The sequence below is a fragment of the Pseudomonas sp. genome, from assembly GCF_036404235.1.
Taxonomy (GTDB): Bacteria; Pseudomonadota; Gammaproteobacteria; order Pseudomonadales; family Pseudomonadaceae; genus Aquipseudomonas.
Map to the genome: position 1 here is coordinate 1 of NZ_DASWOT010000043.1, position 12,931 is coordinate 12,931.

Consider the following 12,931-nt stretch of genomic DNA (forward strand, 5'->3'; position numbering starts at 1 on the left):
CGATTTCTGTAGGAGCCAACTTGTTGGCGAGGCAACCAACGCGGTGTGAAGTGCGCCCCAAAATGTAGGAGTCGGGCTTGTCCCGCGACCGGCGGGGAACCCGTCGTAAAACCTGCTCATGCAGTGTGACAGGTAGACCGCGTACATCGGATTTACTGCCGCTGCGCGCCAGATCGCGGGACAAGCCGCGCTCCTCCAGCGGATCACCCGCCACATTGAAGACATGTGAAGCATTTGATACGGCCACGCTTTTCGGCAAAAAAAACCAGTTGAAAGCTTGACCGGGAACAGAGTATCTACGGAGGGGGGCGTTCATTCGCGTTTGGCGAACGACTATTGCCAACTGAAGGTTGGATTGTTCTGCGCGTCGTCCTCTAGTCTTGGCCCAAATTCCAAGAAAGACTGAGGTACGACCCATGACTGGCCCCTTGAACGGCATTCGGGTGATTGAAATCGGCACGCTCATCGCCGCGCCTTTCGCGGCCCGGCTGATGGCCGAGTTCGGCGCCGAAGTGATCAAGATCGAATCGATGGGGCAGGGAGACCCTCTTCGTAAATGGCGAAAACTCCACGAGGGCACCTCGCTCTGGTGGTACCTGCAATCGCGCAATAAAAAATCCCTCGCACTGAATCTCAAATCCCCCGAAGGCATTGCCATCGTCAAGCAGTTGGCCGAGAGCACCGACGTGCTGATTGAAAACCTGCGTCCGGGTGCGCTGGAAAAGCTCGGCCTGGGCTGGGATGTCCTGCATGCACTGAACCCAAAGCTGACACTGGTGCGTATTTCTGGCTACGGCCAGTCTGGTCCTTATCGTGATCGTCCGGGTTTCGGCGCTATCGGCGAGGCCATGGGGGGCATTCGTTACACTACAGGCACGCCGGGTTCGCCGCCAGCCCGCGTCGGCGTCAGCCTAGGAGACTCGCTGGCCTCGATGCACGCGGTGATGGGCGCATTGATGGCGTTGCTCCGGGTGAAAACCGGGCAGGGCGACGGCCAGATCGTCGATGTCTCACTGGCCGAAAGTGTGTTCAATGTCATGGAAAGCCTGGTCCCGGAATACGACATGCTCGGTCATGTGCGCGAACGCAGTGGTGGTGCGCTGCCTGGCATTGCGCCTTCCAACACTTACCCGACCGGCGACGGCGCTTACGTAGTCATCGCGGGTAACAGCGACCCGATTTTCAAGCGCTTGATGAACGTAATTGGCCGTAACGATCTGGGCGAAAACCCCGAGTTTGCGCACAACGATGGTCGCGCTGCGCAGAGCAATATGCTGGATGAGGCGATCAGCGCCTGGTCCTCCAGCCTGCCGATTACGCAGGTTTTGCAAGCGCTGGAACAGGCCGAAGTACCTGCTGGGCGTATCTACAACGTTGCCGATATCGTCGCTGATCCGCATTACCAGGCGCGGGGCATGATCCTCGATGCTCAATTGCCGGGCGGCGCCAAGGTGAAGATGCCGGGCATCGTGCCAAAACTTTCGCAAACTCCCGGTGAAGTGAACTGGCAGGGGCCGAGTCTGGGGCAGCATACCGACAGCGTGCTGGACAGCCTGGGCCTGAGCGTTTCCGATATCGAACGCCTGAAAAAAGATGGGGTGGTGCAATGATCACTGACTTTTCCGAGCGCTTGATCGTCCAGGAAGTTGCGCCACGTGACGGCCTGCAAATCGAACCGAAGTGGGTCGAAACCGCCGACAAGATTGCGCTGATCGATCAGCTGTCGCTGGCAGGATTTTCCCGTATCGAAGCAGGCTCATTCGTCTCGCCCAAGGCGATTCCTGCCTTGCGCGATGGCGACGAAGTGTTTCGTGGCATTCATCGGCAATCGGGGGTGATCTACGTCGCGCTGATTCCGAACCTAAAAGGCGCCCAGCGCGCCCTGGATGCCGGCGCCGATGAGCTGAATCTGGTGATGTCGGCCAGCCAGACGCACAACCTGGCGAACATGCGCATGCGTTGCGAGCAATCGCTGGCGGCGTTCGGCGATGTGGTGGCGTTGGCACAGGGCACGACGTTGAGTCTCAACGGTTCGATCGCCACCACTTTCGGTTGTCCGTTCGAGGGCAAGATCGACGAAGACCGCGTGTTGCAGATCGTCGACGCCTATCTGGAACTGGGCCTGCACGGTATCAGCCTGGCCGACACCACCGGCATGGCCAATCCACGCCAGGTTTATCGCCTGGTGCAACGCGTGTTGACGCGTCTTCCCGCATCGGCCCTGACCCTGCATTTTCACAACACGCGTGGCTTGGGCTTGAGCAACGTACTCGCAGCTTATGAGGCCGGCGCCCGGCGTTTCGATGCGTCGCTGGGCGGCTTGGGCGGTTGCCCGTTCGCGCCGGGTGCATCGGGAAATATCTGCACCGAAGACCTGGTGAATATGTGCCAGGAAATGGGCATCGATACCGGTATCGATTTACCACATCTGCTGACCCTGTCCCGTCGTTTGCCGGCTCTGCTGGGCCATGAAATGCCCGGCCAGGTCGCCAAGGCGGGGCGCAATTGCGACCTGCATCCAGCACCGGACAACTTGCCGGTCTGAGCATTTCGCTGCATCGCAACACGCCTCAGCAAGGGCGCGCGAGCGCCCGACCAGACCACAAAAACAAACAGGCCCCTGTGGGGAGCCCGGCTGGAGAAACCGCAATGACTATTTCCGCTCTAAACCCGGACAGTAGCGTCACCGAAGTTATAAGCGCCGAAAAAGCGCTGATCCGTAAGGTCGCGTGGCGCATCATGCCGCTGATCATGGTCTGCTACCTGTTCGCGTTCTTCGACCGCATCAATATCAGTTTCGCCAAGTTCCAATTGCAGAGCGACTTGAGCCTGAGCGACACCGCTTATGGGTTGGGGGCTGGCCTGTTCGTGGTCGGTTATGTGCTGTTCGAAGTACCCAGCAACATCATGCTGTACAAGGTCGGTGCCCGACGCTGGATCGCCCGGATCATGATGTCCTGGGGCATCGCGACTGCCTTGATGGTGTTCGTCAACAGCGAATGGCAGTTCTACACGCTGCGCTTCATCATCGGTGCGATGGAAGCCGGTTTCGCACCGGGCGTGCTGTTTTACCTGACGCTGTGGTTTCCGCAGACCTACCGAGGCCGCATCACCTCGACGCTGTTCCTGGCCTCGGCGTTTGCAGGGCTCATTGGTGCGCCGGTGTCTGGCTTGGTGCTTGGGCATATGGACGGTGTGATGCATATGCGTGGCTGGCACTGGTTGTTCCTGCTGGGTGGTATTCCGTGTGTTGCTCTAGGCTTTTTGGTCTTGAAAGTGCTCAAGGACAAAGTCACCGATGCGCATTGGCTGACAGGTGAGGAAAAGACCTACCTGGCGAGTCGAATTGCCCATCATGAACCGCACAAACACGGCGGCTCATTACTGACAGCGTTGAAGATGCCCGGCTTCCTGATGCTCGGCCTGATTTACTTCCTGATCCAGGTCGCGTCCTATGGCCTGAACTTTTGGGCACCTCAGCTAATTCGCAGTGCGGGTACCGAAAGTCCGGTGGTTATTGGCCTGCTGACTGCCATTCCCTACATCTTTGGCGCAATCAGCATGGTTGTGGTCGGGCGCTTGTCGGATGCCACAGGCGAACGTCGCAAGTTCGTCTGCGGTTTGGTGGTGTTGGGCGCGATTGGTTTTTTCAGCGCCGGTATTTTCGCCCAGCACACGGTGTTCCTGATCGTTGCATTGGCGATGCTCGGCGCCGGTATTGTCGCCTCGATTCCCGCCTTCTGGACCCTGCCGCCCAAACTGCTGGCAGGCGCTGGCGCCGGTGCTGCTGGGGGTATCGCGTTGATCAACACCCTGGGCCAGTTCGGCGGCATCGTCAGTCCGGTGATGGTTGGCAGCATCAAAGACCTTACCGGCAGCACGACCCCGGCGCTGTATGTCATCGGTGTATCGAGCCTGCTGGCGGCGGCGCTGTTGATGTGGGCGTTGCCTGCGAAGTTGCGGACGCTGGATAAGCACGACGATTGATCATGTCGAGGGCGGCATCGCGCGCAACAAGCGCTCCCCATACTCCCATCACCCCACCGAAACTTTTCCCCTGCTGCCCCGGTCACTTCTAGACACATCCTCAGGGAATAAGGCAATGGCTCGGGCAATCTGGAAAGGCGCGATCAGTTTTGGGCTGGTGCATATTCCGGTGGCGCTGGTATCGGCGACCTCACAGCAAGGCGTGGACTTTGACTGGCTGGACAAGCGCAGCATGGACCCGGTCGGTTACAAACGGGTCAATAAAGTCACCGGCAAGGAGATCAACAAGGACAACATCGTCAAAGGCGTGCAGTACGAGAAGGGCCGTTACGTGGTCATCAGCGAGGAGGAGATCCGTTCGGCTCACCCCAGATCGACCCAGACCATCGACATTTTCGCGTTTGTCGACCGCTCGCAGATTCCGTTACAGAACATCGACACACCGTACTTTCTTGCGCCCGACAAGCGCGGGGAGAAGGTCTATGCGCTGTTGCGCCAGACGCTGATCGACACCAATAAGGTCGCGCTGGCCCATGTGGTGATCCGCACCAGTCAGCACCTGGCTGCGGTGATGCCGCTGGATTCGGCTATCGTGTTGGTCTTGCTGCGCTGGCCTTCTGAAGTGCGCAGCCTGGACACGCTTGAGCTGACCAAGGATGTCACCCAGGCTACGTTGAGCAAAAGTGAGCTCAACATGGCCAAACGGCTGGTCGAAGACATGAGCGCCGATTGGCAGCCCGACGAGTACCGCGACACGTTTCAGGAGCAGATCATGGCATTGGTCGAGACCAAGGCTCGGGAAGGCAAGATCGAAGACGTGGAAACCGATGCAGGGGAGGCCGAGCGCACGTCTGCCGATGTCATCGACTTGACCGAGCTGCTCAAACGCAGTCTGGGCGGCAAAGGCGGTGTGGCCAAAGCGTCCAGCAAATCCCGGCCTGCCAGCAAGGGCACGAGCGCCGCCGCAGAGGAGGCAATGCCTGCGAAACGGCGTACACCTGCCAGGAAAAAAGCCACCAAGGCGTCTTGAACGGCGTTAGCCGGTGCAGAGGTTTAATCGATCATGGCCAAGCCTGTGAGTGAGTACACCCGCAAACGCAATTTCGACATCACTTCCGAGCCCCCCGAGTCCAAGGCCAAGCGCGGCGACAGGGGCCCGCACGCGTTGAGTTTTGTCATCCACAAGCATGATGCGCGCAACCTGCATTACGATTTTCGGCTTGAGCTGGATGGCACGTTGAAAAGCTGGGCGGTGCCCAAAGGGCCGAGCCTGGACCCGAAAAATAAACGGCTGGCGGTGCATGTCGAAGACCATCCCCTGGGCTATGGCAGTTTTGAGGGCAGTATTCCAGAGGGGCAGTATGGCGCTGGCGATGTCATCGTCTGGGATCGCGGCGTCTGGCAATCCCATGGCGATCCGCAAGAAGCCTACAAGGCGGGCAAACTCAAGTTCACCCTGATTGGCGAAAAGCTCACGGGAGATTGGGCGTTGGTCCGCACTCATTTGCGCGGCAGCGGCGACAAGGAGCAATGGCTGCTGATCAAGGAAAAGGACGACGCGGTGCGGTCTGCGGACGAGTATGACATCGTCGCCGACAAACCCCAGAGCGTGGTCAGCGGTACGACAGTGGGGGATGGCAGAAAGAAGTCGGTCAACGCCGCGCCTGCAAAAACGCCTGCCAAAACCAGTACCGCTAAGCCTGCCAGTAAAAAGCCCCCAGCCAAGCGCACAGCGCAGATCCCCGAAAAGCTCGCCCCGCAGTTGGCCACGTTGGTAGACCGCCCGCCAGCAGGCGAGTGGCTGTACGAAATCAAGTTCGATGGCTACCGCATCATGACGCGCATTCTCGATGGCGAGGTCCGTTTGTTCACCCGCAACGGCCACGATTGGACCGAGCGTCTGCCATTGCAGGCCAAGGCCCTGACAGCGATGAAGTTAGGCGATGGCTGGCTGGACGGCGAAGTCGTGATGCTCAACGACGCCGGGCTGCCGGACTTTCAGGCGCTGCAAAACGCGTTTGAGATTGGCCGCAGCAAAGACATTGTTTACTACCTGTTCGATGTGCCGTTCTTTGATGGCGAAGATTTGCGACAAACGCCGGTGCAAGATCGTCGCGCCGTACTGAAAAAGCTCCTTGGCAAACAGCGCAGTCGTTTATTGCGCTTCTCTGATGCCTTCTCGGCCAATCATCGCGACATCGTCGAAAGCGCTTGCTCGTTGTCCCTCGAAGGGGTGATCGGCAAGCGTGCGGGCAGTTTTTATGAGTCAAAGCGCAGCCCGGACTGGATCAAGCTCAAGTGCAAGTTGCGTCAGGAATTCGTGATCGTCGGTTACACCCGGCCGCAAGGCACGCGAACCGGTTTTGGCGCGCTGTTGTTGGCCGTCAACGAAGAGGGCGCGGGGTGGGTGTATGCGGGGCGGGTTGGTACCGGATTCAATCAAACAATGCTTGGCCAGATGCACAAACAACTGAGCGCATTGGAGCGGGATACCTCGCCGCTGGACAAAAAACTCACCAGTGCCCAGGCCCGAGGTGTGCATTGGGTCGAGCCGACACTGGTGGGTGAAGTTGAGTTCGGTGAATGGACGCGCGAAGGCATCATCCGGCACGCATCGTTCATCGCGCTACGTAACGACAAGGCTGCCAGCGAGGTGGTGCATGAGTACCCCAAAACACCGAAGGATGTGAAGGCGCCTTTCAAGCCCAAGGCAAGCGGCGCCAAGGATCAAAAAGCGCCACCGAGCAAGCGTGCGGGCAAGGGCAACGTTGAGGTGGCGGGGGTGATCATCAGTCACCCTGAGCGGGTCATCGACACACACAGTGGTTTGCAAAAAATCGATCTGGCGCAGTTCTACGAGTCGATTGCCGACTGGATTCTGCCGCATCTGGTGCATCGTCCGGTGGCGTTGCTGCGCTGCCCGGAAGGCGTCGACGGCGAGCAGTTTTTCCAGAAACACGCTGAGCGGCTGGCAATACCCAACATCAAGCAACTGGACCCCAAGCTTGATCCGGGCCATGCGGCGCTGATGGAGATCGACACGGTTCAAGCGCTGGTGGGCGCAGCGCAGATGGGCACCATAGAGCTGCACACGTGGGGTGCAACCAGCGACAAGATTGAAACGCCTGACCATTTCGTCCTCGATCTGGACCCTGACCCCGCGTTGCCGTGGCGCAGCATGATCGAAGCCACCAGCATGACCCTCGCGGTATTGGATGAGCTGGGCCTTGAGGCTTTCATCAAGACCAGCGGCGGCAAAGGCATTCACATTATCGTGCCACTGGCGCGTGGTGCCGATTGGGACACGGTCAAGGGCTTTGCCAAGGCCATTGCGCAGTTCATGGCCGACAAACTGCCGGAGCGCTTCACCGCCACCATGGGCCCGAAAAACCGTGTCGGTAAGATCTTTATCGATTACCTGCGCAACACCCGGGGCGCCAGCACGGTGACTGCCTATTCGGTGCGGGCGCGAGCGGGGTTACCGGTGTCGGTACCGATCACCCGTGAAGAGCTACCGACACTGAACTCTGCTGCGCAATGGACCATCGCCAACCTTCAGGTGCGGTTGCGCAAGCTCAAGGCAGACCCGTGGGCGGGGTATAAGAACAAGCAGCGAATTACCCAAAAAATGTGGAAGCAGTTGGGCGCGAGTGCGCCTTGAGCAAGCACCGCCTTTGTAGGCGCTGAAGTGGCGCGAAGGCTGTCATTGAGGTGTGCCAGATGAATCCCATCGCGGCCTTCGGCAACGCCTACGGGCGAACCGACTTGGCCGACAGCCCCTAAAGTGATGAGAGTGTCATGGGTATTTAAAGGCAACTTTCAAACAAAAAAATGAGCCAAACACGCAAGTTCGTACATTGCCGCTGGCAGCGACTGTACTTACCCCGGCGCAGCCCAGTCGCCGCTTTCAGGAGATAACCCCATGTTCAGCAATTGGTCAGATTTAGTCGTTACCATCAAAAAGTCTTTTGGTGGCCTCTCAAAATCCAACCCGAAAATGGTCAAGGCCTACATGACCCTGGACGATGCGGCAGCAGAGAACAACGTGCTGGATGCCAAGACTCGGGAACTGATTTCCCTGGCCGTGGCGATCACCACTCGTTGCGACGGTTGTATCGGCGCGCACTCGGAAGCAGCCATTGCCGCCGGTGCTACCCGTGAAGAAGTGGCCGCCGCACTGGCCACCGCCATCTCGCTCAACGCTGGTGCGGCGTACATTTATTCGATGCATGCGCTGGAAGCCTACGATGCACTGAAGAAATAAGGACGCGCCTGACGAAGGTCAGTAGTCAGATTTGTCGGGGGCGCTGTTGTGGCTGTCGCCGCGTTCTGCCGGATAAAACTCACCCTCCAGCCCCTGTTCGGTCAACTTCGTGCGCACGGCGTCTTCTATTTCCAGTATCCCAGCCTGGTCGTCGATGTCATCGACGACCAGCCATACACAGGTGACATTTTGCCCATGAGTGCCTTCGCTGAGCATGTCATGAGTGACCAATTGGTTGGCACGCCACAGGCAGAGCTGATCTTCGCTCGGCCTGTGTTCGGTCAATGAGGATGCGGATGATAGCCATATTTCGTTGAAGGGGCTGAGGTTAGCGTCAGCCAGTTCTGCCACGGTGATCAGTGTTTTCATGACGGTTCCTCGTGAGCGGGTGCATAGTCTCTGACGCTCTGTCGTGGTCAGGCGTTCCAATGATCGAAGATCAAGTGCGTCAGTGAGCCCGCTGTCGATTGAAAGGCTTATGAAAAGTAGCAGCGCGCTTGAACTTCTGCTCGGCCATTTCCCGCTCCCACACGTTCTTCAGAATCCGCCGACGCCCTCAATCCGTGTCGGCATCTATATGCGCATGCCAATTGCCTATTCCTTTGCCTTTCCCCGGAGCCTTTCCGGGATAAAGGAAAAACAACAATGTCACTCAGTCACGATGATTTACATGACGGTATTAACCGCGAACCTCTCACAGAGTTGGCTGTTAACGGGCTGAACGGTGACCCCGATTTATATTCGCAGCCAGAGACACCACACAGCAGCGCTCACGATTTGTTACCCGTAGATACGTCGAACGACCTGGATCTGGCGCGCGAAGTGCCGCACCACACGGGTGAGAGCAGTGAAGAGGTGCTACCGCCGGCCGCCACTGCCCTTGATACCTTTGCTGCGATTATTACCCGCTTGCTGCCGACGGCGGGGGAGTATCAGGACGAAGCGTTAATGCATTCGTTGTCAGCGCAACTGGACCATCCGGCGGTCAGGACCGCGATCGGCGACTACCTGCTCAATACGCCAGGGGCTGAAACGCTGTTGCTTGAACCGCAGCACCGTCTGGCAATCAATCCGTCAACGATAGAACTTACCCTTTTTGTCAGGGTGGCACGCGATGCACTAAATCCTGATGCGCTGACATGGGTTGATCAGGCGATTGCCAGCGCCCGCCAGGCGCCTGGTGCCCAGGTTTTGTCCTTGGCTATCTCGCTTGGCGAGCAGCGCTCGAACTTCACCCCCAATATTGCCTTGCGCCTGGCCTCGCTGCTGCTGGCCCCGCTTGCGGTGACGCAAAGCATGGATGTCGATTCGTTACCCTGCGCTCGCGTACTGGTCGAGCATGTCCCAGCACTGGATGCGTGGAGTGAGGTCGACGCGCAGAAGGTGTTTAAACGGCTTGGTTTTGAGTTCTTCACTGGGCCAGATCATTCAACGCTGCACTTGTCTGCCCGCGATACGTGGCTGGGCATGGCGCAAACCGCGCAGTTTCAGCAGTGGACACTGCAATTGCTGGACCGTATGAACTGGTATGGCGCCAAGGATAACGAGCTCACTTCGCCGCGTATAACCCAGGCATTGGCCGCACGCTCGCTGGTGGAGTTTTTGCTCGGCGCAACAGCGCTTAACCCTGTGGCAATGGCTGATCGGTTCAATCTCTGGGCAGCGACTGAGTTCAGCCATGCACAACTGGCTGAACAGGTGCGCACTGACATCCTCAGTCGGCACGCAGCATTTTCCCCTGCCATGGTCTGCGTGCTGCAGTACTTGCTGCTAAGGGATGCTGCGCCTGAATTGTTGGTCATGGGCGTTCCCGATCACCTGCAATACGGCCGGTCTCTGCAAAGCGTGGCATTGCTGCACAGTGTCGCGCTCCTCGAAGCGCTTTCGCCGGGGGCTAGCGCAAGTGCGAGCTACGATGAGTTGATTAATCTCAGCGCGCGACTGGTCAGTTCCACTGATCCTGCTGTCGTGGTGCTGCACGGCAAAACATTGATACGTCCAGCGTTGCTCTACGGTATGGCCCATGGCGCCATCGTTATTGAAGGCAATGATGTGCGTCGTGCGACGCCCGGTCACATCAGAGATGCTTTGTTGTATCTGAAGAGCCAGCAGGATGCCCATGCGGCACAACTCAATAAGTTGCTGAGCCTGCAGCCGCCCGATCGCCAGAAAATGGCCCGTAAACTGCTGACCGATGCCGATGTACCTCATTGGTTATGGGCTCAGGGTATCGAGATTACCCACTGGCCGATCCTGCAGAGGTACGGGCTGAAGATCGCCGATACTTATGACATGGACCATTTCCTGGGCACCGTCACGGGCAAGCGCCAGGCCACACTGCTGGAGTTGGTGATGATGGGCGAGGTGTATCGGTCCGATGTCGAGACGGTCGACCGGGCATACACGCGCACCTTTGCCGACTTTCGGCATCAACTGATCGAGGCGCAGACGCCGATCATCGCCCGCTTGCTCATCGAGATGCCCGTGGCTGATCAGGCAGCGCTCAGCAGCGGTACGAGCGACATCAGTCGTGTGTCCTTTGCTGGAAAAGGGGGCGATTACGGTCTCTTCATTCGTTGTCGAGCAGGTGAGCAAACGGGTGCGTTTGGCATGCAAGGCGCAGCGCATGAGCACTACTTTCAGGTGATTCCTGCGGCGGGTATGGCCACAAGGATTGCGCAGACATTCAATTACGATCCCCAACCGGATTACGGTGAGGGGGGCGAGACGCTTGGGGCCGCTGTGGCCCGGCATGAAAAAAACCGCCAACAGGTGGTGACAGCGTCATTGACGCCATTGCTGCCCATGGACAGCGATGCCTATCTGTCTGGCGCGGTTTCGCGCTCGACTCGTCAATTGCATCATCCATTACCCGGTCGGTTGATAACCTCTGAAAGCCGGGCGTTTCGTGCCGAGGGTGGCGCCGTCGCGCTACATGCCTTGGCGCAGTTGGCCTCAACCTATCTTCTGAAGGGGGCACTTGAGGCGCTGGAACACGAACACCTGCATCAAACTGACTGGGAAGCCACGTGGGCGGCCGAAAAGCACATCGCGGATGTCGTTGCCCGTCTGGTCATCCCTTTTTACGGCTGTATCAAGGATTTGGCCGAGGAGGATCGTTCTGCCGGAGTGATCATCGCCTGCGCCATGGACGTCGCTTTTGCGCTGCTGCCGATGGGGCAATTTGCGTCTTCTACTGCACGAATTGCAATGCGTGCGGGCGAAATGAGCGTGCTGTCGGTTACCAGCCAAGCGGGAGAAGCAACGGGGCGATTATTACTGGGCCTGGCGCAGCAGACCGCAGCTTACGGGCTGTTTGATCTAGGTAAGTTGGGCATGCGGTTATCGCTGGGAAGCTGGAAAGGACTGTTGGAGCTGGTTCCGGCGCTGCGAAGGATGCTCACCTGGACCGGTGATTCCGGCAAGGGCGTGATGTTCCATGAAGGTGTGTATCGCATTCTTGACGATTTCAACGAAACCGCGGTGGTCAGCCCATTGCGCAGCGCGACGGTGGATGGATTGCCCGGTGTTTCGATCATTGACGTTGGCAGTGCAGAGGCTCCTGAATTCAGTCTGCAAGACCCTTATTCAGGCAAAGCCTTCGGTGCCAGGCTGACGCGCGTCTCTGACATCGACCCCATTGAACTGACCCGAGTGTCTGTTTCAGAGTCCCTATCGTCCACTGCTTCTGCGGTATTCCCGCTGAAATCTGTCGACGCAGGTGTGCTTGTGCTCAACGTTGCACCCGATTGCAAACCGCTCTTTATCGAAAGACACGAGGGCGTCTTTGATGTCTTGGTGGGTGAGCAGGTCTATCACCTGGACACCACGACCTCTTACAAGGCGCTGCGCCTGCGATCGATAGAGCCTTTGTCAGCCAGGGCTGGCAACATGCAAGAGGTTGAAAACCTCTGCCGAGTACGCCGCAACTTGCTGCCGGTACCCTGTGCTGGCGGCATCAAGCTGGTGACTCCGCCTCCACCACTGGCTCCGGCGTCGGGCGCGCAGCCTTTGGGGCCGCACGTCAGCGTGGCGTTCGATGCCCGCGAATTCGTATTGATGCGACTCCAGCGGGTGGGTACTTCTTCAGGTCGTTCAGCATCGGCGCACATTGATGTTTGGGTCAACGAGGGCAAGCTCTGCACCTGGCAATCAGGTTTGACGCCGGCCACTGTCGAAGGGGTTGGAATCGGAGCAGCCCGTATCAGGGAATTGACCGAGCAAGAGCTTGCACAGTTTTCGCTTCCTGAACGCCTGGTCTACCGCCCCTTGATTAGTGGCAGGTTGTCGCCAAATCGGCAACTGGGTCTGCCTGCCGAAGTGGCTGCTGCTCATGCCGACCCATTGCATTCAGCCGTGCCTGTCATCGAACTGGGAGCGATTGCTGCCGGTGTCGAGGATGCGCGTACATTACGTGGAGCACGTTTGAGCCTTGCCGATGGAGAGTGGATATTCATCGAGCCTGACGATGGGGTTTTCTACAAGGCTCGGTTTCCGGGTACCGATACCGACACGCTAGGGTTCGAGCGGGTGTCGGTTGAAAGTGATCGGGCGCACATCAACGATTACCTGGGGGCGGCGGAACAATACCGGCTGGTGCGTGAACGACCTTGGGCGTCCGGCGACCGGCAGAACATTGCCCGCCTGTTGTTCGACCTGTTGGATGAGGAGGAAAAAATC

At 58.4% G+C, this 12,931-nt stretch carries 9 protein-coding genes; 7 read left to right on the forward strand and 2 right to left on the reverse strand.

Annotated features, from left to right (window positions below; all coding sequences use genetic code 11):
* On the reverse strand, window positions 1–184 hold a 184-nt coding region (locus VGC62_RS05475; protein ID WP_331186050.1), incomplete at its 3' end, for a hypothetical protein.
* Between the two features lie 232 nt (window positions 185–416).
* Here VGC62_RS05475 and VGC62_RS05480 point away from each other — a divergent pair.
* The 6 genes from VGC62_RS05480 (at window position 417) to VGC62_RS05505 (ending at window position 8,251) form a co-directional block, all read left to right on the forward strand.
* Window positions 417–1,610 (forward strand): CaiB/BaiF CoA-transferase family protein, encoded by a 1,194-nt coding sequence (locus VGC62_RS05480; RefSeq protein ID WP_331186051.1) that lies wholly within the window; start codon window positions 417–419, stop codon window positions 1,608–1,610.
* Entirely contained in the window at window positions 1,607–2,545 is a 939-nt protein-coding gene (locus tag VGC62_RS05485) for a hydroxymethylglutaryl-CoA lyase (protein WP_331186052.1), read from the forward strand. Before VGC62_RS05480 ends, VGC62_RS05485 begins: the two co-directional genes overlap by 4 nt.
* A 104-nt stretch (window positions 2,546–2,649) precedes the next feature.
* A complete protein-coding gene (locus VGC62_RS05490) occupies window positions 2,650–3,987 on the forward strand; it encodes an MFS transporter (protein WP_331186053.1) in 1,338 nt (445 codons plus the stop codon).
* Between the two features lie 115 nt (window positions 3,988–4,102).
* Window positions 4,103–5,017: a Ku protein gene (locus VGC62_RS05495; protein WP_331186054.1), complete on the forward strand. Its 915-nt coding sequence runs from the start codon at window positions 4,103–4,105 to the stop codon at window positions 5,015–5,017.
* A 33-nt stretch (window positions 5,018–5,050) separates the two neighbouring features.
* Window positions 5,051–7,648 carry a DNA ligase D gene (ligD, locus tag VGC62_RS05500; RefSeq protein ID WP_331186055.1) on the forward strand — a complete coding sequence of 866 codons (2,598 nt, stop codon included), beginning with the start codon at window positions 5,051–5,053 and terminating at the stop codon, window positions 7,646–7,648.
* Between the two features lie 261 nt (window positions 7,649–7,909).
* The gene (locus VGC62_RS05505; protein ID WP_331186056.1) at window positions 7,910–8,251 is read left to right on the forward strand and encodes a carboxymuconolactone decarboxylase family protein; all 342 of its coding nucleotides are present in this window, start codon (window positions 7,910–7,912) and stop codon (window positions 8,249–8,251) included.
* An 18-nt stretch (window positions 8,252–8,269) separates the two neighbouring features.
* Here the strand turns inward: VGC62_RS05505 and VGC62_RS05510 are convergent, their stop codons facing one another.
* On the reverse strand, window positions 8,270–8,620 hold the full coding sequence (locus VGC62_RS05510) for a hypothetical protein (RefSeq protein ID WP_331186057.1): 351 nt from the start codon (window positions 8,618–8,620) through the stop codon (window positions 8,270–8,272).
* A 276-nt stretch (window positions 8,621–8,896) separates the two neighbouring features.
* Here VGC62_RS05510 and VGC62_RS05515 point away from each other — a divergent pair.
* A partial coding sequence (locus VGC62_RS05515) for a hypothetical protein (protein ID WP_331186058.1) occupies window positions 8,897–12,931 on the forward strand: 4,035 nt, incomplete at its 3' end.